Source organism: Streptomyces sp. NPDC006476 (genome assembly GCF_040612015.1).
In the GTDB taxonomy this organism is placed as follows: Bacteria; Actinomycetota; Actinomycetes; order Streptomycetales; family Streptomycetaceae; genus Streptomyces; species Streptomyces griseorubiginosus_B.
The window spans coordinates 1-20,168 of sequence record NZ_JBEXPK010000052.1; the positions used below are offsets into that span (position 1 = coordinate 1).

General features: G+C 71.0%; 22 protein-coding genes and 2 pseudogenes. 13 read left to right on the forward strand and 11 right to left on the reverse strand.

The annotated features are described in order from the left end of the window. Positions 1–575 (reverse strand): maltotransferase domain-containing protein (locus ABZZ74_RS38695; protein WP_356773207.1); only part of this gene is annotated, 575 nt, incomplete at its 3' end. Between the two features lie 70 nt (positions 576–645). Continuing rightward, a complete protein-coding gene (locus ABZZ74_RS38700; protein ID WP_356773209.1) occupies positions 646–945 on the reverse strand; it encodes a DUF5133 domain-containing protein in 300 nt (99 codons plus the stop codon). Between the two features lie 318 nt (positions 946–1,263). On the opposite strand from ABZZ74_RS38700, the gene ABZZ74_RS38705 reads away from it, so the two are divergent. After that, entirely contained in the window at positions 1,264–1,773 is a 510-nt protein-coding gene (locus tag ABZZ74_RS38705; RefSeq protein ID WP_133047644.1) for a pep a2, read from the forward strand. Next, entirely contained in the window at positions 1,770–3,917 is a 2,148-nt protein-coding gene (gene glgX, locus ABZZ74_RS38710) for a glycogen debranching protein GlgX (protein ID WP_356773212.1), read from the forward strand. The genes ABZZ74_RS38705 and glgX overlap by 4 nt, the downstream gene beginning before the upstream one ends. A gap of 29 nt (positions 3,918–3,946) precedes the next feature. Here glgX and ABZZ74_RS38715 read toward each other — a convergent pair whose 3' ends face one another. Next, a complete protein-coding gene (locus ABZZ74_RS38715; RefSeq protein WP_356773214.1) occupies positions 3,947–4,753 on the reverse strand; it encodes a VOC family protein in 807 nt (268 codons plus the stop codon). Positions 4,754–4,925: 172 nt separating this feature from the next. Between ABZZ74_RS38715 and ABZZ74_RS38720 the strand changes: the two genes are divergently transcribed. Then, positions 4,926–5,261 (forward strand): ANTAR domain-containing protein, encoded by a 336-nt coding sequence (locus ABZZ74_RS38720; RefSeq protein ID WP_356773216.1) that lies wholly within the window; start codon positions 4,926–4,928, stop codon positions 5,259–5,261. A 21-nt stretch (positions 5,262–5,282) separates the two neighbouring features. Here ABZZ74_RS38720 and ABZZ74_RS38725 read toward each other — a convergent pair whose 3' ends face one another. Further along, positions 5,283–6,077: an RNA polymerase sigma factor SigF gene (locus ABZZ74_RS38725; RefSeq protein ID WP_356773218.1), complete on the reverse strand. Its 795-nt coding sequence runs from the start codon at positions 6,075–6,077 to the stop codon at positions 5,283–5,285. A 258-nt stretch (positions 6,078–6,335) separates the two neighbouring features. Between ABZZ74_RS38725 and ABZZ74_RS38730 the strand changes: the two genes are divergently transcribed. From ABZZ74_RS38730 to ABZZ74_RS38745, 4 genes are all read left to right on the forward strand, one after another. Beyond that, entirely contained in the window at positions 6,336–6,788 is a 453-nt protein-coding gene (locus ABZZ74_RS38730) for a MarR family winged helix-turn-helix transcriptional regulator (RefSeq protein WP_356773220.1), read from the forward strand. Positions 6,789–6,813: 25 nt separating this feature from the next. After that, positions 6,814–7,656: an ATP-binding cassette domain-containing protein gene (locus ABZZ74_RS38735; protein WP_356773222.1), complete on the forward strand. Its 843-nt coding sequence runs from the start codon at positions 6,814–6,816 to the stop codon at positions 7,654–7,656. Beyond that, complete coding sequence (locus ABZZ74_RS38740; protein WP_356773224.1) at positions 7,616–8,476, forward strand: ABC transporter permease; 861 nt, start codon at positions 7,616–7,618, stop codon at positions 8,474–8,476. Before ABZZ74_RS38735 ends, ABZZ74_RS38740 begins: the two co-directional genes overlap by 41 nt. A gap of 192 nt (positions 8,477–8,668) precedes the next feature. Continuing rightward, on the forward strand, positions 8,669–9,190 hold the full coding sequence (locus tag ABZZ74_RS38745; RefSeq protein WP_133047651.1) for a hypothetical protein: 522 nt from the start codon (positions 8,669–8,671) through the stop codon (positions 9,188–9,190). Between the two features lie 84 nt (positions 9,191–9,274). Here the strand turns inward: ABZZ74_RS38745 and hemC are convergent, their stop codons facing one another. Beyond that, entirely contained in the window at positions 9,275–10,210 is a 936-nt protein-coding gene (gene hemC / locus ABZZ74_RS38750) for a hydroxymethylbilane synthase (protein WP_356773227.1), read from the reverse strand. Between the two features lie 199 nt (positions 10,211–10,409). Further along, a complete protein-coding gene (locus tag ABZZ74_RS38755; RefSeq protein ID WP_356773229.1) occupies positions 10,410–11,594 on the reverse strand; it encodes an MFS transporter in 1,185 nt (394 codons plus the stop codon). A gap of 123 nt (positions 11,595–11,717) precedes the next feature. On the opposite strand from ABZZ74_RS38755, the gene ABZZ74_RS38760 reads away from it, so the two are divergent. Then, on the forward strand, positions 11,718–12,707 hold the full coding sequence (locus tag ABZZ74_RS38760; protein ID WP_356773231.1) for a DUF5937 family protein: 990 nt from the start codon (positions 11,718–11,720) through the stop codon (positions 12,705–12,707). A gap of 27 nt (positions 12,708–12,734) precedes the next feature. Here the strand turns inward: ABZZ74_RS38760 and ABZZ74_RS38765 are convergent, their stop codons facing one another. Then, positions 12,735–14,315 (reverse strand): serine/threonine-protein kinase, encoded by a 1,581-nt coding sequence (locus ABZZ74_RS38765; RefSeq protein ID WP_356773233.1) that lies wholly within the window; start codon positions 14,313–14,315, stop codon positions 12,735–12,737. Positions 14,316–14,464: 149 nt separating this feature from the next. Between ABZZ74_RS38765 and ABZZ74_RS38770 the strand changes: the two are divergent. After that, positions 14,465–14,665 (forward strand): annotated as a pseudogene (locus ABZZ74_RS38770) (asparagine synthetase B); the annotation flags it as partial. Between the two features lie 74 nt (positions 14,666–14,739). Beyond that, a complete protein-coding gene (locus ABZZ74_RS38775) occupies positions 14,740–15,210 on the forward strand; it encodes a MarR family transcriptional regulator (RefSeq protein ID WP_356773235.1) in 471 nt (156 codons plus the stop codon). A gap of 17 nt (positions 15,211–15,227) precedes the next feature. On the opposite strand, the gene ABZZ74_RS38780 is transcribed toward ABZZ74_RS38775, so the two are convergent. Beyond that, the gene (locus tag ABZZ74_RS38780) at positions 15,228–15,716 is read right to left on the reverse strand and encodes a carboxymuconolactone decarboxylase family protein (RefSeq protein ID WP_356773237.1); all 489 of its coding nucleotides are present in this window, start codon (positions 15,714–15,716) and stop codon (positions 15,228–15,230) included. 146 nt (positions 15,717–15,862) lie between these two features. On the opposite strand from ABZZ74_RS38780, the gene ABZZ74_RS38785 reads away from it, so the two are divergent. Both ABZZ74_RS38785 and ABZZ74_RS38790 read left to right on the forward strand, forming a co-directional pair. Further along, positions 15,863–16,969 (forward strand): LLM class flavin-dependent oxidoreductase, encoded by a 1,107-nt coding sequence (locus ABZZ74_RS38785; protein ID WP_356773239.1) that lies wholly within the window; start codon positions 15,863–15,865, stop codon positions 16,967–16,969. A 41-nt stretch (positions 16,970–17,010) separates the two neighbouring features. After that, positions 17,011–17,445 (forward strand): tetratricopeptide repeat protein, encoded by a 435-nt coding sequence (locus ABZZ74_RS38790; RefSeq protein ID WP_356773241.1) that lies wholly within the window; start codon positions 17,011–17,013, stop codon positions 17,443–17,445. Between the two features lie 76 nt (positions 17,446–17,521). Here the strand turns inward: ABZZ74_RS38790 and ABZZ74_RS38795 are convergent. Further along, positions 17,522–17,728, reverse strand: a pseudogene (locus ABZZ74_RS38795) (nuclear transport factor 2 family protein); the annotation flags it as partial. 60 nt (positions 17,729–17,788) lie between these two features. On the opposite strand from ABZZ74_RS38795, the gene ABZZ74_RS38800 reads away from it, so the two are divergent. After that, positions 17,789–18,046, forward strand: a complete 258-nt coding sequence (locus tag ABZZ74_RS38800) for a substrate-binding domain-containing protein (protein ID WP_356773300.1) — start codon at positions 17,789–17,791, stop codon at positions 18,044–18,046. 49 nt (positions 18,047–18,095) lie between these two features. Here ABZZ74_RS38800 and ABZZ74_RS38805 read toward each other — a convergent pair whose 3' ends face one another. Both ABZZ74_RS38805 and ABZZ74_RS38810 read right to left on the reverse strand, forming a co-directional pair. Further along, on the reverse strand, positions 18,096–19,118 hold the full coding sequence (locus ABZZ74_RS38805) for an LLM class flavin-dependent oxidoreductase (RefSeq protein ID WP_356773243.1): 1,023 nt from the start codon (positions 19,116–19,118) through the stop codon (positions 18,096–18,098). Positions 19,119–19,167: 49 nt separating this feature from the next. Then, positions 19,168–20,082: an LLM class flavin-dependent oxidoreductase gene (locus ABZZ74_RS38810; protein WP_356773245.1), complete on the reverse strand. Its 915-nt coding sequence runs from the start codon at positions 20,080–20,082 to the stop codon at positions 19,168–19,170. Positions 20,083–20,168: the final 86 nt, after the last annotated feature.

Here is a 20,168-nt window from a genome sequence, read left to right on the forward strand (position 1 = left end):
AGCAGCGGCAGCGTCTCGGAGGCCGTCACCAGCTCCCGCAGCGGATGCCGGGCCAGGACCGCGTCCACCTCCGGCGTCAACGCCGCCGCCAGACGCGTGGCGATGGGCAGTGAGTCGTCGCGCAGGGTCTCGACGGCCAGCAGGATCGTGGCGCGCCCGGCGCCCTCGGGCACTCCGGCGGCCACCCGGTCGTACAGCTCGGCGCCCTCCTCCAGGACCAGGCCGGCGTCGATGCCGGCCGGGACCTTGATGCGGGCGCGGTGCCGCCAGCTCGCGACGGGGTCGCTCCAGGCCTCCACCCGGTAGGTCCAGCGGCCCTCCGCGGTCGGCGTGACCTCGGCGCCCCAGCGGTCGGAACCGGGGGCCAGCTCGCGCATCGGCGTCCAGGGTCCGTGGGTGCCCTCGGGATCGGTCAGGACGACGTTCGCGGCGACGGCGTCGTGCCCCTCGCGGAACACGGTCGCGGTCACCTGGAACGTTTCTCCGGCGACCGCCTTCGCGGGACGTCTGCCGCACTCGACGACCGGATGGACGTCGCGCACCGGGATACGGCCGATGGCCGGGATCGAACTCATGGGTGTCACCTCCGCCGTGCTCGAGGCCGGGCGCGGAGCCCGGCCGGGGATACGAACCGCGCCGGAAGGGTCACCTTCCGGCGAGAAAACCGCGGGCCTCGGTCGGCGGACCGTGCCGGTCGGCCTCCTCGGCGCGGGGACGCTCGTCCTGCTCCGCCAGATAGGCGACCAGACTCGACCGCAGATAACGCTCGGCGGCGTCCGCGGCCTCGCGGGCACAACGCTTGCCCATCAACACGCACAGCGTGTAGCCGGAGTCCTCGAAGGTGGCCCGCACCGCGCGGTCCGCGGGGGACGCGAGCATGACGCGTTCCCACGCCCGGTACCGCCGCAGTTGGCGGGCCACTTCGGCTTTGGCCGGTAGCAGCATGACGCCCTTCACTTTCGGGGCTCGATGGCGCGTTTCCCGACCGTCGGGCGGCGGCCGTGCGCGTGGACACGCACGGATCCGTTACGGGCATCGAGATCTGTGACACATGGTGCATGTGCAACAACGCAGCGTCTTGTTGGAAATTCAACCGTGTCGTGCGCGCCACCCACCTGGCGTCCGCTCGTGTTGCACGAATGGCGTAGTTCGCCCACGCTTGGGGTGACTCAGGAGCGATCAGTGCTCACGCTTCGCGTTCGGGGCCCCGTCCCACCAGGGGCGAGGAGGAGCGAGAGCTTCGCCGGTGAGGAGCCAACGACGATGAAGACCGCAGTGCCCTGCTACTACCACCTCGACGTGGAAGTCAGTCCGGAGCGAGTCGGACAGGTCAGGCGCATCCTGGCCGCTCACCTCAGGCTCTGGGACCTCGAGACGCTGGTCGACCCCGTCTGCCGCGGCGCCGAGCTGCTGCTGAAGGCCATCGACGAGCACGCGACGGACAAGAACACGTCGATCGAGATGTGGTGGAACGGCCAGCACCTGATCACCGCCATCGGGGAGAACGACTGTGAACTGCGCCCGGACCAGGACCTGCGGTCCTGTCTACAGCGCATCGCCGCGATGAGCGACGGCTGGGGCTGCTGTGCCACGGACACCGGCAGCAAGGTCATCTGGTTCTCGCAGCGTGCCCGCGCCGGCGAACGTGTCCCCCTCGTACCGGTGGCGCCCGCGCCCAGTCTGCGCGAGGTGCGCCAGGTGCCCCGCGAGGTGCCCGTCGCGGCCCTCGCGGCCCCGGCCGACGGTGCCGGCGTGCTGGAGGACGCCCGGTGACCGCGAAGCGCCGCCGCAAGGCAGGGGTGCCCGTGTGGAGCGGGCACCCCTACCCGTTGGGTGCCACCTACGACGGCAGGGGCACCAACTTCGCCCTCTTCAGCGAGGTCGCCGAGCGCGTGGAGCTCGTCCTCGTCGACGACGAGGGCGCCGAGAGCACCGCCGCGGTGACGGAGGTCGACGGGTTCGTCTGGCACTGCTACCTGCCCGACATCGGACCCGGACAGCGCTACGGCTACCGGGTGCACGGCCCCTGGCACCCGGAGCTCGGCCACCGCTGCAATCCGGCGAAGCTGCTCCTGGACCCGTACACCAAGGCGGTCGACGGGCAGGTGGACAACCACGCCTCCCTCTTCGAGCGCGCACCGCACGGCCGCTCCCGCGCCGACAGCGCCGGGCACACCATGCTCGGCGTGGTGACCGACCCGGCCTTCGACTGGGGCGACGACCGGCCGCCGGGGCGGCCGTACGCCGAGAGCGTCATCTACGAGGCCCATGTCCGCGGCCTGACCCGCACCCACCCCGACGTCCCCGAGGAACTGCGCGGTACCTACGCCGGCCTCGCCCACCCGGCGGTGATCGAGCACCTGACCGCGCTCGGGGTCACCGCCGTCGAGCTGATGCCGGTGCACCAGTACGTGCAGGACGGTGTGCTGCAGGACAAGGGCCTCGCCAACTACTGGGGCTACAACACGATCGGCTTCTTCGCCCCGCACAACGCCTACGCCGCCCACGGCACCCGGGGCCAGCAGGTCACCGAGTTCAAGACCATGGTCAAGGCACTGCACGCGGCCGGACTCGAGGTCATCCTCGACGTCGTCTACAACCACACCGCCGAGGGCAACGAGAAGGGCCCCACCCTCTCCTTCCGCGGCATCGACAACGCCTCCTACTACCGCCTGGTCGACGGCGACTGGAAGCACTACTACGACACCACCGGCACCGGCAACAGCCTGCTGATGCGCCACCCGTACGTGCTGCAGCTGATCATGGACTCGCTGCGGTACTGGGTCACCGAGATGCACGTCGACGGCTTCCGCTTCGACCTCGCGGCCACGCTGGCCCGGCAGTTCCACGAGGTGGACCGGCTCTCGGCGTTCTTCGACCTCATCCAGCAGGACCCGGTGATCAGCCGCGTCAAGCTGATCGCCGAGCCCTGGGACGTGGGGGAGGGCGGCTACCAGGTCGGCAACTTCCCGCCGTTGTGGTCGGAGTGGAACGGCCGTTACCGCGACGCCGTACGGGACTTCTGGCGTGCGGAGGAGCACACGCTGGGCGAGTTCGCGTCCCGGCTGACCGGATCCTCCGACCTGTACCAGCACAGCCGGCGCCGCCCCCGCGCGAGCGTCAACTTCGTCACCGCGCACGACGGATTCACCCTGCGCGACCTGGTGTCGTACAACGACAAGCACAACGAGGCCAACGGCGAGGACAACCAGGACGGCGAGAGCGTCAACCGGTCCTGGAACTGCGGTGCCGAGGGCGAGACCGACGACCCGGCCGTCCTGGAGCTGCGGGCCCGCCAGCAGCGCAACTTCATCGCCACGCTGCTGCTGTCGCAGGGCATCCCGATGCTGTGCCACGGCGACGAACTAGGGCGTACCCAGGGCGGCAACAACAACGCCTACTGCCAGGACAACGAAGTCTCCTGGGTGGACTGGGGGTTGAGCGAGGAGCAGCGGGACCTCGCGGACTTCACGCGCTATGTGATCGGGTTGCGGGCGGCCCATCCGGTGCTGCGCCGCCGCCGCTTCTTCCGCGGTGAGACCCCCGTCCGCGCCCGTCGGCCGCTGCCCGACCTGGTGTGGTTCGCACCGGGCGGCCAGGAGATGACGGAGGAGGACTGGCAGCGCCCGGACGCCCACTCCGTGGCCGCGTTCCTCAACGGCGACGCCATCGCCGAACACGACTCCTGCGGCCGCCGCGTGGTGGACGACTCCTTCCTGCTGCTGTTCAACAGCTACTGGGAGCCGATGGAGTTCCACCTCCCGGACGCCGCGTACGGCGAGCGGTGGACGACCCTGATCGACACCGCCGTCACCAAGGGACCGCCCGACGAGACGGAACACAAGGCCGGCGCCCGGATGCTGGTGGAGCCGCGCAGCCTGGTGCTGCTGTCACGCCCCTCCCGCAGAAAACCGTGAGGTGAACGGCTGAGAAGACCGGCGGGAGGCTACCGTTCGCGGCGCGACGTCACCGTGAACTGCGCCCCGTCCGCGTCCCGCAGCACCGCCTCGTCGCTGCCCTTGGACAGCACGCTTCCGCCGTGCAGTTCCGCGGCCCGCACACACGCGGCGACGTCCTCCACCGCGAAGTGGACCTGCCAGTGCGGCCGGATGGTGGGGTCCGGCGCCGCTCCGAGCGCCCCGGACTCGATGCGGGCCACGATGTCGCCCTGGCTGCGCAGCACCACCTCGCCGCCCTCGTAGTGCACCTCGCAGCAGCCGGGCCGTTCGGTGGCCCACTCCAGCACCTCGCCGTAGAAGATCGCCGCGTCGAAGGCGTCGCGGGTGTGCAGCCGGACGAAGGTAGGGGCGGCATGGCGCCACTTGTCCCAGTCGGAGACGAGCTCGCCCTCCCAGATCCCGAAGGTCGCCCCGTCCCGGTCGGCGAGCAGGGCGGCCCGTCCCGGCGGGAAGGAGATCGGCCCGACGGCGGCCGTACCGCCGCGTTCCTGGGCGCGGGCCACGGCTTCGTCGGCGCTCGGCACGGCGAAGTACGCCGTCCAGGCCACCGCCATCTGCCACATGGAGGCGACACCGGCGATCCCGGCCACCGGCGTGCCGTCCACCATGGCCATCCGGAACCGGTCACCGAGCTTGCCCGAGCGACGCCACTGCCAGCCGAGTACGGCCGAGTAGAAGTCCTCGGTGGCGTCGAGGTCACGGCTGGTCAGGCTCACCCAGCAGGGGGCCCCGAACACGGAGTGCGTGGAGACGACGTTGGTCGTGCCGCCGCGGCGTGTCGTGTGGTCGTTCATGGCACTCGCGTCCTGGGGTCTCGTCCACCGGCGGCCACCGGTGTGTCACCAGTGTCCAACCGGAACCGCTCGATGCGCCTGTCGAGTACCCCGGGGAGGGGGCCGAAACGGTGGCCCCGGCCCCTGCGGCGCCTCGGCTGGCGCGGGGCGCCGCGAGTGCGACCATGGATGCGTGGCAGCACAGCAGCACGAGCAGTCCGCCCAGACCCAGCGGATCCTCGAGCTGGAGGAGCAGGTGGACCAGCTCAAGGAAGCCCTGGCGTCGCATGCCGTCGTGGACCAGGCGATCGGTATGGTCGTCGCCCTCGGCAGGGTGTCACCCGATCAGGGGTGGGCGGTTCTGAAGGACGTCTCCCAGCACACCAACATCAAGCTGCGCAATGTCGCGGAGCTGATCCTCATCTGGGGCCGCAGCGGCATGATGCCGGCGGAGATCCGGGCCGAACTGGAGGACGCCCTGGACCGCTACGGCCCGACACAGGTCCCCGGCGCCCCACCGGAAGAGTGAGACACCGGGGTACGCGGGCCCTCAGCGGGTCTGGGCCAGCAGCTGCTCCCGCAGCTGAGCGAAGCAGGCGCTGAGCAGACGGGAGACGTGCATCTGCGAGATGCCGAGCTGCTCGGCGATCCGGCTCTGTGTCATTCCGCGGAAGAACCGCAGGTAGAGAATGGTCCGTTCGCGCTCGGGCAGTGCCTGCAGGCACGGGCTCGCCGCCACGCGGTCGACCACCACGTCGTAGCCCGGATCCGGTCCGCCGATCGCGTCCGCCAGGGCGTAGCCGTCCGTTCCGGGCATCTCGGCGTCGAGGGACAGCGTGGAGAAGCAGTCCAGGGCCTCCATCCCCATGCGCACCTCGGCCTCGCTCAGCTCCGCCCGCTCGGCGATCTCGGCGACCGTCGGCGTCCGGCCCGGGGTGGTCTGCGACAGGTCCTTGGCGGCCTGCCGTACCCGGTTGCGCAGGTCCTGGACCCGGCGCGGCACGTGCAGGGTCCACATGTGGTCGCGGAAGTGCCGCTTGATCTCGCCGGTGACGGTGGGGACGGCATAGGCCTCGAAGGCGTGCCCGCGGTCCGGGTCGTAGTGGTCGACCGCCTTGACCAGGCCGAGTGCGGCGACCTGGTAGAGGTCCTCCAGGGTTTCCCCGCGCCCCTTGAACCGCACGGCGATCCGCTCGGCCATGGGCAGCCAGATGCGTACCAGTTCGTCCCGCAGCGCCTTGCGCTCGGAGCCGTCGGGCATCCGGGCCAGTCGCTCGAAGGCGTCGGCCGTGTCGGGGGCGTCGTCATGCGGGTGGGGTTTGGATCTGCTGGTGGTGACGCGCATCGCGCGCACCTCCCTCGGGCGGTGCTGGGTGGACAGACACCGCGGGAGGCGCGGACCGGGCCTGCGGAGGACATCCGGGGCCTGACCGGCTCCCACGGACGTGCCTCCAGTCCGAAGCACTTAATTCGCATGCCCGGGACCACCCGTTTCAAAACAAAACGGGCCATACGGTAACGGATCGCGATCGGGAGGCCGCACAGCGCGGTTTGACCCTCTCTTGAGGTTGGTTACCTCTGCTACAGAGGTAATCTCTCAGGTGTGGAACCGGAAGACTTCCCGGACGACCTGATCGACGCCCTCATCGGCGTCCAGCGCAGGCTCAGGCGCCGGCTTCGTCAGCAGATCGCCCCGCAGCTGCGCGGCGCCGAGGTCGAGTTGCTCCGACTGGTGGTGACCCGGCCCGGCATCGGCATCTCGGACGCGGCCAAAGACCTGCACCTGGCCGGGAACTCGGTGTCGACGCTGGTCAACCAGCTGTCCCGGCAGGGCTATCTGGTCCGCGAGACCGACCCGGCCGACCGCCGTGCCGCCCGGCTGCTGCCCACCCCGGCCGCCGAGGCGCGGATCGCCGAATGGCGCAAACGGCGCGCGGAACTCGTACGAGGCGGCCTCGCCGGGCTCGACGAGACGGACCGGGAGGCCCTTCGCGCGGCCGTCCCCGCCCTGCGCAAGCTGGCCGAGAACCTGCACGAGGAGGCGGAGGAATCATGACGCTGCACGAGGAGGCGGAGGAATCATGACGCCGGACGCCGGGACCGAACGCGCCGAGGCCATCGCCTGCACCGGCCTCAGGTACTCCTTCGGCGAGACCAACGCGGTCGACGGACTCGATCTGACGGTGGGGGAGGGCGAGGTCTTCGGCCTGCTCGGCCCGAACGGCGCCGGCAAGACCACCGCCATCCGCTGCATCACCACCCTGCTGCCGGTCCCCGCCGGCATGGTCCGTGTCTTCGGGCACGACGCCGCCCAGGACCGTATGGCCGTACGACGCCTGCTCGGCTACGTGCCGCAGCAGCTGTCCGCCGACGCCGGTCTCACCGGACGCGAGAACGTCGAACTGTTCGCCCGTGTCTTCGACGTCTCCCGTCGCGAGCGGGGCGCACGGGTCGGCCAGGCCCTGGCCGCCGTCGACCTCACCGACGCCGCCGAGCGACTCGCCAAGACCTACTCCGGCGGCATGATCCGCCGCCTCGAACTCGCCCAGGCCCTGGTCAGCGCGCCCCGGCTGCTGATCCTCGACGAGCCGACCATCGGCCTCGACCCCATCGCCCGCACCGGCGTGTGGGAGCACATCAACGCCGTGCGCGAGGCCACCGGCATGACCGTGCTGGTGACCACCCACTACATGGACGAGGCCGACCAGTACTGCGACCGGGTCGCGCTGATGCACCGCGGCCGCATCCGGGCCCTCGGCACGCCCACCGAACTGCGCAAGGGCCTCGCCGACCGCCGGGGCACCGACACCCTGCCGACCCTGGAGGACGTCTTCCGCGACGTCGCCGGCAGCGGTCTCGACGACGAGTCAGGAGATTTCCGCGATGTCCGAAGCACCCGCCGCACCGCGCACCGCGTCGGCTGACGCCCCTCGCGCCGCAGGCATCGACCTGCTCCTGCGGCCGCCCCGGCCACGTGCGGGCTGGCGGCTGCTCCCCGCCCGGGTCGGGGCGATGTGCGCCGTCGAACTGCAGAAGCTGCGCCACGACCGCACCGAGCTGTACACCCGCGCGGTCCAGCCCGCCCTGTGGCTGCTGATCTTCGGCCAGACCTTCACCCGGATCCGGGCGATACCCACCGGCGGCATCCCCTACATCGACTACATGGCGCCCGGCATCATCGCCCAGTCCGCGATGTTCATCGCGATCTTCTACGGCATCCAGATCATCTGGGAACGCGACGCCGGCGTCCTCAACAAGCTGCTGGTCACGCCGACCCCACGCTCGGCACTGATCACCGGCAAGGCGTTCGCGGCCGGAGTGAAGTCGGTGATCCAGGCCGTCGTGGTCGTCATCATCGCCGCGCTGCTCGGCGTGGCCCTGACCTGGAACCCGCTGAAGCTGCTCGCCGTGGCGGCCATCGTGATCCTGGGATCCGCCTTCTTCTCCTGTCTGTCGATGACCATCGCCGGCATCGTGCTGAGCCGCGACCGCCTGATGGGTATCGGACAGGCCATCACCATGCCGCTGTTCTTCGGCTCCAACGCCCTCTACCCGGTCTCCGTCATGCCGGGCTGGCTCCAGGCGGTCAGCAAGGTCAACCCGCTCAGCTACGAAGTGGACGCCCTGCGCGGGCTGCTCATCGGCGTCCACGCGCACGTGGCGCTCGACTTCGGGGTGCTGCTCGTGGCCGCCGCGCTCGGCATCACCGCGGCCTCCTCGCTCCTGGGCCGGCTGGCCCGCTGATCACACCCGGGGAACGTGATGTGCGGCACGCACGCGCGAGAGGGCGCGTGGCCGGTTTTCGCGATTGTTCCTGCGCACGGCTTGATCAGTGATCAAAGGGGGCGAATTCGCTGGCCACAGCGCATTCCGTTCATTTGACAGTGCACTGAGCACACAGATAGGAAGCAGCTCTCTGAGGTCGAGAGGTGGACTGTGTACGAGCCGAACGTGGTCGGGGACTGGCAGGAGTACGACGAGCATGCCGGCCTGCGTGTCCGCGTCCACCGTCTGGAAGCGGCCGAACCCCCGCGCGGACGGGACGACGCGGCCGCCGGGCTGACCTACTTCGCCCTGCGGGTGACCGTCGAGAACCGGGGCGAGCAGGCCTGCACCATCCATCTCGAGGACGGCCAGATCGACGTGCGGATCGGCCCCGACGGCGAGTCCGCGTTCATCGACTGGCGCAACTCGCAGTTCATCGAGGGCTTCGACGTCTACCCGCTGCGCCGCGCCACCGCCGTGCTGTACGCGGCCGGCCCCGAGGACTGGCTGAGCCAGGTCGACGTCCAGATCCAGCTGCGCGTCGACGACGACTGGGCCGACCGCCGGCTGTGGGCGGGCGGCATCGGACTGCACGAGGACTCCGTCGGCGCCCCCGCCGGCACCCTGCGCGAAGGACTGGCCCACCAGGTCAGCAACTTCCTGCGCGACCAGGCCGAAGAGGGCACCGCCTGACGGCCGTTCGCGGCGGCGCATGAAGACACCGCCTGACCGGCGTTCGCGGCGACGGACCTGCCGCCGCGAGGAGCAGGGCGAACCTCAGTGCGGGATGCCGTCGATGATCTCCCGAGCGCCCTGACGCAGCAGCGCCACGGCCACCGACGTACCCAGCGTGGCCGGGTCGAGCCGGCCCGCCCACTCGTGGGCGTTGAGCCGGGTCTTGCCGTCGGGGGTGAACACGCAGGCGCGCAGCGACAGTTCCCCGGCGTGGTCCACGCGCGCGTAGCCGGCGATCGGGCTGTTGCAGTGGCCCTGCAGGACGTGCAGGAACATCCGTTCGGCGGTGGCCTCCCGGTGCGTGCCGGGGTCGCCCAGCCCGCTGACCGCGTCGATCAGCTCGGTGTCGCCCTCCCGGCACTGCAGCGCGAGGATGCCCGCGCCGATGGACGGCATCATCGTCTCCGGCGACAGGGCCTCACTGATCACGTCCGTACGGCCGATGCGCTCCAGCCCCGACACCGCCAGCAGCAGCGCGTCCGCCTCGCCCGCCTCCAGCTTGGCCAGCCGCCGGTTGGCGTTCCCGCGGAACGGCACGCACTCCAGGTGCGGGTGGGTGGCCGCGAGTTGGGCGACCCGGCGCACCGCTGAGGTGCCGATCCGCGTCCCTTCCGGCAACTCGTCCAGCGTCAGACCGTCCGGATGCACCAGTGCGTCCCGGATGTCGTCCCGCTTGAGGAACGCGGCGAAGGTCGTCCCCGCCGGCAACGGACGGTCGGCGGGCACGTCCTTGAGGCAGTGCACCGCGAGGTCGGCCTCGCCCGCCAGCAGCGCCGCGTCCACCTCCTTGGTGAACGCGCCCTTGCCCTCCACCTGGGACAGCACGCCCATCCACTTGTCACCGGTCGTCTTCACCGGCACGACCTCGGTACGCACACCGGGGTGCAGGACGGCCAACTCGGCGCGGACACGCTCCACTTGGGCCAGCGCCATGGGCGAGTCGCGGGAGACGATACGGATCAGTTCGGGGAGGGACATGCGGACACGATAGACCTCCGGGAGGGGGTGTCCGTGCCGTATCACCCCAATCGGGACGCGCATCACGCCCCAGAGGTGCGCAGGCGTGGGCGGAGGCGTTGAGTTCGTTGCCGTTCTTGAGACGCGGTCGATTCGCATATTCGTACGCATGAGCGGTCGGCCACACCACGCTCGGCGGTGCCGGCCGCGATCCACGGGATTACCGCGTCCGGGTGGGCGCTGTCGCCGGCTTGGGGTTCGGCCAGGTCAGCACCGTGAGAGCGCCCGCCGTGAGCAGTGCGCCGGCCAGGAAGGTGCCGCGCAGGCCGACGAGCGGCAACAGGCCGCCGCCCAGGAGCGCCCCGGCGGCCACACCCACGTTGAAGGCGGCCGAGTTCGCCGCCAGGGCCGTCTCGGTACGGCCGGGGGCGACCCGCAGCACCTGGCTCTGCGTCGCCATGAACACGGGCCCCACGGACGCGCCGAGCAGCATCAGCAGCGCAACGGCCATCACCTGGTCGCTCCCGCCCGCGTACAGACCGAGCAGGGCCGCCGTCTGCGCCGCCACCGGCACGCTCAGCGTGGCGCGCGGGAAGCGGTCGAGCAGCGGGCCGGTCAGGGTGACCCCTGCCAGTCCCGCCACACCGAAGGCGAACAGCACGACGCTGACCGCGTCCTCGCCGAATCCGCTGACCTCGTCCAGGAAGGCCACCACGTACGTCCATCCCGTGAACGCCCCGGTCACCGACAGGGCGGTGGTGGCGAGGACGACGAGGAACCGGCACCGGTCCGGCGCGGCGCCGTACGCGGCGTGGCTCTCCCGCGGACGCGATGTCGGCAGCAGAGCGGCGACGACCAGGAGCGAGACCAGCGCCAGCACCCCGAGCACCGCGAACGGCGCCCGCCAGCCGCCGTGTCCGCCCAGCCAGGTGCCGGCCGGGACCCCCAGCACCGTGGCCAGCGAACCACCCACGGACAGCAACCCGATGACGCGCCCGCGCCGTTCGGGCGGAAACAGGCCGACGGCCACCGGCCCCATCACCGCCCAGAACAGCGCCTGCGCCAGCGCGGTCGCGACGCGCGCCGCCAGCAGCAGCCCGTACGACGCCGTGGCGAGGGTCGAGGCCCAGCAGCCCACCGCCAGCACGCCCAGCAGCCCGGCGAGCAGATAGCGGCGGGGGACGGACCGTGTGACATGGGCGACCGGCAGCGACACCACGGCCACGGTCAGGCCGTACCCGGTCACCAGCGCCCCCACGGCCGTCAGCGAGACACCCAGGTCGTCCGCCATCAGGGAGAGCAGGCCCACGGGCAGGTTCTCGGTGGTGTTGAAAGTGAACGCCGCCAGCATCAGCGCCGCGACGACGGCGGCCCTGCGCCAGTGGGCCGGAGGCGGGTTGCCCATCCGAAGGTCTCCGTGGTGTCGGGGAACGGCCAAGTGCGGTCGGCGGCAAGCGTGTTGGTTCCAGGGGAGGGGCTTCTACTGTTTCGTTCGGGATCGAATCGTCAATCGCTCACGGAGGCCGCTTTGCCGTTGACCCTGCACCTGGGTACCGAGGACCTGACGCGCTGCCGGTTCGCCATCTCGCCGCTGTGCCAGACCCACGAGGCGCTGCGCATGCTGCGCCGCCCGGCGCGGCACGGCTACCACCGCACCTGGCTGCGCCGGATGCGCCGCACCCTGGCCGGCCTCGACCTGTCACCGCTGTGGCTGTTCATCCCGCGCACCGGCGGCTACACCCCCGACTTCCTGGGCCCGCCCCCGCAGGAACCCTCCCCCTCCATAGGGGACGAACTGGCCCGGATGCGCGCAACCGACCCCGCCCTTGCCCACGCCGAGATCGCGCGCTCGCTCGCCTGCACGCCGGGTCTGGCCGAGTCGCCCCAGGGTCGCGCCGCCCTGGACGACCCGGCCGCGACCGTCCGCCGGCTGGCCGACCTCACCGAACTGGCCTGGCACGCCCTGCTCGCCCCCGACTGGCCGCGCCACCATGCCGTCCTCGCCGCCGACATCGCCGACCGCTCCCGCCAGGCGGCCGACGGCGGCCTCGACGCCCTCCTCACCGGCCTTCACCCCGGCATCGACTGGGCCGGTCACACCCTCACCCTGCGCATGTACGGCGACCTGGCCGAGGCTCAACGGGCCGACGGACGCGGCATCCTGCTCATGCCGAGCGTCTTCGTCTGGCCGGACGTGGTCAGCGGCTTCGCCCGCCCGTGGCAGCCGACGGTGATCTACCCCGCCGTGGGCATGGGCCGCTTCCATGCCACGCCGGCACCGCGCCCGCCCGCCGCGCTGGCCCGCCTCCTGGGCCGGCAACGCGCCGCGTTGCTCGCCGACTTGACGCTCCCCGCCGCCACGACGGAACTCGCCGAACGCCACGGTCTGGCACCCTCCACGGTGTCGGCCCATCTGACGGCCCTGCGGCAGGCCGGACTGCTCGACGCGCGGCGCGAGGGCTATTACGTGCGCTACGAGCGGACGGCGCTGGGAGACGCGCTGGTCACGGGCGGATAGGGCGCTTCTTCGAGAACGGCCCGGCCGTCACTCCTGGGCGGGCACCACCCGCGTCACCTTGCCCTGGGGATCGGCCGCCACGTAGCAGCTGTCGTAGTCGTCGCTGAGGTAGACCGCCATGCCGGCCGGGGAGTTGGTGAAGCGGTTCGGCGACTGCAGCAGCAGGTAGTGGCTCGTCGGTTTGTCGACATGGCACTTCTTCTCGGCCAGCGCGAGCAGTGAGGGCACCGCGTCCCAGTTGAAGCCCTTGAGGTTGACGGGCTTCTCGGCCCCGAGGGAGCCGCTGATGATGTCCTTCTTGACTCCCTCGCCGGGGCGGTAGGTGTAGCCGTCGTAATGGGTGGGGCTCCCGGGGACGAGCATCCGCATGGATACGTACTCGGGATAGACGTTCAGTGAGCCGAAGTTGGTCCTCCCGGTCTTGTCCTCGACCGCCTTGATGGTGGTGCGGATTCCGTTGGGCGTCAGCATGCCGGTCGCCAGCTTCGACGATGCGCTGGGCGCAGGCGTCCCAACGGAGGCGGAAGTGGCGGCCGAGGTCGTGGGCGTGACGCGCGGACCGGGGCTCGAGTTCGCCGACGCCTTCTCGCCGTCCCCGCCGGACAGGGCCATCCAGGTTCCCGTCCCGACGAGCACCGCGCCCGCCGCGACCGAGGCGATCACGGCACCGCGCCGTCTTCGCGGGCCGGGCACGACAGTGCTGGACTGCGGCGGGCGCGGCGGTTGTGGTGGTGCGAGGGGATAGGAGGTCGTGGCCGGTCGGGCGGCATCCGTGGTCGCCGCGGCCAGCAGCCCGTCCACGGCGTCCGCGTCCGGCCGCGCGCCGGGATCCCGCACCAGCAGGCGTTCCAGTACGGGCGTCAGCGCCCCGGCCCGCCGGGGCGGCGGCACGTCTTCGTGGAGTACGGCGGCCAGCGTGGCCAGCGTTGTTCCGCGCTGCAGCGGATGGTGCCCCTCGACGGCCACGTACAGCATCATCGCCAGGGACCACAGATCCGACGCGGGTCCGCCGTCGCCGCCGGAGATGCGCTCGGGGGCCATGTAGTCGGGCGTGCCGATGATCGAACCGGTGGCGGTCAGGGCGGTGGACTCACGGATGGCGGCGATGCCGAAGTCGGTGAGCACGGGTCTGCCGTCGATGCGCAGCAGGACGTTGGCGGGCTTCACGTCGCGGTGCTGGACGCCGACGGCGTGGGCGGCGCGCAGCGCGTCCAGCACGCCTCGGCCGATGCGGGCGGCCTCGGAGGGCGCCATGGGGCCACGGGCCAGCCGGTCGGCGAGGGAGCCGCCGTCGACGAGTTCCATGACGATCCAGGGATACGTGCCCTCGCCGCCGTCGACGATGTGATGGATCGTCACCACGTTCGGATGCTGCACCCGAGCCAGCGCCCGGGCCTCGCGCAGCACCCGCGCACGCAGCATCCGCGCGGCTTCCGGGTCGTACTCGGCGAGGTCCGGGTCGGCGGGCCGGACCTCCTTGACGGCCACGCTCCGCTGCAGCAGCAGGTCGCGGGCGCGCCAGACCGTGCCCATGCCCCCGCCGCCGAGTCTGCTCTCCAGTTCGAAGCGCCCGTCGACGACCCGTCTGGCGCTCACCCCGTCGTTCATGGCCCGGAGCTTAGAGGACGCACCCGTACGGCCCCGAGGTGGGGAAGTTTTTGCCTGTGGCCGGTTCCTGGCGGGGCGGGCCCGGTGGGGCGGGGGCCGACGGGTTTCGCGTGTGCAAAGTGCGGCCGAAAGTGTACGGGGTTCCAAGCGCCGCGCTCCAGGACCAGGCCAAGGACCTGCTCAGCCGGCCCGCCCACCCGGTCTTCGACCTCGTCGACCACGACCGCCTCCACCGCGTCGCCCACCGTGAGGCACCGGTGAGCAGCCAGGCCGAGCGTCGCGGCCTCGAACGCGCGCTCGATCTCGCCCAGTGGATGGACATCTACCGCCCGGAGGTCAGCCTCGGCTGAGTCCCCGGGAAGCGGCGCAGCATGGCGCGCACGTGGAAAATGGGTGAGGTGTCAACCACATCTACACTTTCCGCATGGAAGAGACGGTGCGCTGGCTGACGCCGCAGGAGCAGCACGCGTGGCGGAGCTTCATCCGCCTGCACGACAGGCTGTGGGGCCGGCTGTCACGCCGGTTGCAGGCGGAGTCCCATGTGTCGTCCGCGGACTTCGCGGTGCTGGTCGAGCTGTCCGAGGCACCGGACGGGCGGCGGCGGATCCTGGAGCTCGCCCGTGTGCTGGAGTGGGAGAAGAGCCGGATGTCCCACCACATCGCCCGCATGGTCAAGCGCGGGCTGGTCGTGCGGGACGAGTGCCCCGACGACGGACGCGGGGCGTTCGTGGTGATCACGGACGCCGGCCGCGAGATGATCGAGGCCGCCGCCCCACGCCATGTGGAGGCGGTGCGCGAGCTGTTCCTCGATCATGTCACGCCGGCGGAACTGCGCACACTCGCCCGGATCTCCGAACACGTGGTGGAGAAGCTCGACGCTGAGGAAGCGCCCTGACCGGGGGCCGGTGACGCCTACCCCTCGTGGACCGGCGGGACCGGATGCTTGCTGAGGATCGACACGCGGTTGAACGCGTTGATCGTGACCGCCACCCAGATCACGGCCGAGATCTGGTCCTCGCTCAGGATCTGCCGGGCCCCCTCGTACGCTGAGTCCTGCGCGTCGGCGTCCGTCGGATCGGTCGTGACCTCGGCCAGCGCGAGTGCGGCGCGCTCCTGCTCGGTGAAGACCTCGGTGTCCCGCCATGCCGCCAGGACCCCCAGCCGCCTCGGTGACTCGCCGGCGCGCAGGGCCGCCTTCGTGTGCACGTCGAGGCAGTAGGCGCAGCCGTTCAGCTGGGACACGCGGAGGTTGATCAGTTCCACGATGGTGCGGTCGAGCCCGGCGTCGGCCGCTGTCACGCGCACCGCCTCGGAGGTCTGCACGAGCGCGTGGAAGGCCTTGGGGCTCTGTTTGTCGATGAATATCCTGCGCGGTGCCGATCCGGTGGTGCGGTCGCTCACTTCGGGTCTCCTCCAGGGCCGTTCGTGATGGCCCGCACGTCGCAGTGTCGTCAGGTGATGGTATGGCCGGCGGTCGGAATAGCCGTGACCGACCTCGCGTTGCACAGGCTTAGTTGATGTATCAACCTGATGGAGGGGTGAAGGCGATGCAGTTCGGCATCTTCACCGTGGGCGACGTCGCCACCGACCCGAACACGGGTCGTACGCCGACCGAGCACGAGCGGATCAAGGCGATGGTGACCATCGCGCAGAAGGCCGAAGAGGTCGGGCTGGACGTCTTCGCGACGGGCGAGCACCACAACCGGCCGTTCGTCCCGTCGTCCCCGACCACGCTGCTGGGCTGGATCGCCGCACGCACCGAGCGGATCATCCTGTCCACCTCGACCACGCTGATCACCACCAACGACCCGGTGAAGATCGCCGAGGACTACGCGATGCTCCAGCACCTGGCCGACGGCCGCGTCGACCTGATGACGGGCCGCGGCAACACCGGGCCGGTCTATCCCTGGTTCGGCAAGGACATCCGCGACGGCATCAGCCTCGCTGTCGAGAACTACGCCCTGGTGCACCGGCTGTGGCGCGAGGACGTCGTCGACTGGGAGGGCCGGTTCCGTACGCCGTTGCAGAGCTTCACCTCGACCCCGCGGCCGCTGGACGGCATCCCGCCGTTCGTCTGGCACGGCTCCATCCGCTCCCCGGAGATCGCCGAACAGGCCGCCTACTACGGCGACGGGTTCTTCCACAACAACATCTTCTGGCCCAAGGAGCACACCGCGAAGCTGATCGATCTGTACCGCAGCCGGTACGCGCACTACGGCCACGGCACCCCGGAGCAGGCGATCGTCGGCCTGGGCGGCCAGGTCTTCATGCGCCGCACCTCCCAGGACGCCGTCCGCGAGTTCCGCCCTGTCTTCGACCACTCGCCGGTGATGGGCGGAGGGATGTCCATGGAGGAGTACATGGAGCAGACCCCGCTGACGGTCGGCACCCCCGAGCAGGTCATCGAGAAGACGCTCACCTTCCGCGAGTACGCCGGCGACTATCAGCGCCAGCTGTTCGTCGTGGACGGCGGCGGCATACCGCTGAAGACCGCGCTGGAACAGATCGACCTGCTCGGCGAGGAGGTCGTACCGGTGCTGCGCGAGGAGTTCGCCAGGAACCGGCCGGCCGACGTGCCCGAGGCACCCACCCACGCGTCCCTGCTCGCCGCCCGCGACGCCGAGCGCACGCAGGCCGCCGGACCGGTGGCCTGAGCCGGCCCCGCCGCGGACAGCAGGAAGAACGGGAAGGAACGATGACGGACAACAACTTCAACGGATACCTCGCCGGTGACGGCGTGGCACCCGACCGGTGGGCCAGCGCCCTGCACCTGTTCGACAACGGCGCCGGCGTGCCGCACGAGGAGACCACCACGGAGCGCTGGGAGCGGGCACAGCTGCTGTTCGAGGCCCGGGACTACATCGGCGCCGCGCGGTTGCTCGCGGCCGTGGTCGAGGAGGCCCCGGAACAGACCGGGCCGCGGCTGCTGCTGGCCCGTGCCTACTACCACTCGGCGCAACTGCGGCGCGCCGAGGAACAGTTGCGCGTGATCGTCGAGCGCGACCCGGTGGAGCACTACGCCCACCTGATGCTGGGCCGCACCCTGCAACGCCAGGGACGCCCGGACGAGGCGACGCCGTGGCTGCGGATGGCCGCCGCGTTCGCGGGCGAGTTCCCCGACGACGAGTGACCGAGCGGGGTCGAAACGAGGAGCGGGGGTCACCGGGCCGACCCGGCGACCCCCGCTCACGCTGCCCGTGACCCGTTCACGCGGTCATCGCGTCGCGGACGAGCGCGGTGTCGACGAACTGCTCGAAGCGGACGATCAGACCGCCCCGTACGACGAAGTGGTGCGCCACCCTGACGTCGATCGGCTTGCCGGTGGCCTTGTTGGTCGCGGTGTAGCGGGCGAGGACGACGACGTTCTCTCCGTCGACGACATACGTGTCGTCGGGCGCGGCCCAGCCGTCCCACTGCGCGTGCCGGAGGATGTCGGCGTCGTCGGCTTCGACGACATCCCCGTCTCCGCCTATGTGATGCCCCCGCTGACCACCGTGCGCCAGCCGTTCGACGCCGTCGCCCGCGAAGGGCTGCGGCTGCTGGTGCAGGCCATCGAGAAACCGGACGCGGAACCGGTACCGGTGAGCGACCCGCCGGTCGAACTCGTCGTCCGCGCCTCCACGGCACCGCCCACCGACAGGGCCGCGCCCCGCGGCCGGCGTACGACCGCCCAACCGCACGGCGACGCACACGCGGCCCCGGCGCCGGACCACCCGCCCACCCCCGAGTGACGCGACGCCGCCGCTGCCGCGGGAGCCTCGCAGGCCGCGCCGGTGTGTCTCAGCGCCAGCCGAGTTCCGGGGCGACGTGGGTGAGGATGCTCTCGAGGACGTGCGCGTTGTAGTCGACGCCGAGCTGGTTGGGCACCGTGAGCAGCAGGGTGTCGGCGGCCGCGATGGCCTCGTCCTCGGCGAGCCGTTTGACGAGTACGTCGGGTTCGGCGGCGTAGGTGCGGCCGAAGACCGCGCGGGTGTCGGCGTCGATGTACCCCACGTGGTCCTTGGAGTCGCGTTCCCGGCCGAAGTAGGCGCGGTCCCGGTCGTCGACGAGCGCGAAGACGCTGCGGCTGACGGAGACCCGGGGTTCGCGTTCGTGGCCCGCGGCGCGCCAGGCCTCGCGGTAGGCCTCGATCTGCTTGCGCTGCTGGACGTGCAGCGGTTCGCCGCTCTCGTCGTCCTTGAGGGTCGAGCTCTGCAGGTTCATGCCGAGCTTGGCGGCCCACACGGCGGTCGCGTCGGAACCGGACCCCCACCAGATCCGCTCCCGCAGCCCTTCGGAGTACGGCTCGATCCGCAGCAGCCCCGGCGGGTTGCCGAACATCGGGTTCGGGTTCGGCTCCGCGAACCCTTCGCCCTTCAGCACCTCCAGCAGCGCCTCGGTGTGCGCACGGGCCATGTCGGCGTCGGTCTGGCCCTCCGCGGGCCGGTACCCGAAGTGCCGCCAGCCGTCGATGACCTGCTCCGGTGAGCCCCGGCTGATCCCGAGCTGGAGCCGCCCGCCGGAGATGAGGTCGGCGGCGCCGGCGTCCTCGGCCATGTACATGGGGTTCTCGTAGCGCATGTCGATGACACCGGTGCCGATCTCGATCCGGCTGGTGCGGGCACCGATGGCGGCGAGCAGCGGGAACGGTGAGCCGTGCTGCCTGGCGAAGTGGTGGACACGGAAATAGGCACCGTCGGCGCCCAGCTCCTCGGCGGCGACCGCCAGGTCGATCGCCTGCAGCAGGGAGTCGGCGGCGGACCGCGTCTGCGAATGCGGTGACGGCGTCCAGTGCCCGAACGACAGAAAACCGATCTTCTTCATAGTTGGTTCAACGTTCTACGACCGAGTTCATTCCGAGGCACGCGTGACATCAAACGGAGAGTGCGGGGATCACCTCGGCGGCGATGCGCTCCGCGAGCGGCGCGGGGTCGCCGAGCGGGGTGAACAGGACGAGGTCCGCGCCGGCGTCGATCACCTCGCGGACGCCCGCCACGCACTCGTCCAGGGTCCCGGCGACCGCGGCGGCCTCGATACGGGCGATCCGGCGACCGTAGACACGGGCCAGTCCGGCGTTGATCCGCTCCCGTGCCCGTTCGGCGTCGTCGTCGATGTCGATGTAGACCCGCTTGGCGACCGGGAACTCCGTCCTGCCCGCCTTGGCCGCCTCCTCGGCGACGAAGGCGACCTGCTCACGGAACGCGGCCGTGGTGGACGATCCGGCGCCGAAGAACCCGTCCCCCAGCCGCACCGCGCGCCGCAGCGCCGACTCGCTCGATCCACCGAACCACAGCGGTGGATGCGGCTTCTGGAGCGGCTTGGGCTCCATCGCGGCGTCCTCGAGCTGCCAGAACTCGCCGTCGAAAGTGACGCTCGGCCGTGTCCACAGCGCCTTGACGAGGTCGATGCCCTCGGTGAACCGCGCGAGGTACCGGGCCTTGTCCATGCCGAACGCGGCGAACGGCCGGTTCGGGCCGCCGGAGCCGACGCCCACTTCCAGTCGGCCTCCGCTCATCTGGTCGATGGTCGCCAGCGCCTTCGCGAAGTGGACGGGCTGGTGGAGTGTGCTCACGAAGACGGTCGTCCCCAGCCGCAGCCGGGTCGTGCACGCGGCGGCGTACGTCATGGCCTCCATCGGCGACAGCACCGCCCCGGTGCCGAGTGGTGACTCCTGCGCCCAGACGCTGTGGTACCCGAGGTCCTCGGCCCGCGCGAGGTACGCGCGGAAGGCTCCCGGATCGAACTCGCCGTCCAGGTAGAACTGGGGGATGGAGATAGCAAAGCGCATGCCTCCAACGTATCGATGAACCCTGTCGGAGGCGGCCTGGTCCGGGACGAACGCGGTCAGGGCCCTCCGGCCGGCGGTGACACCGG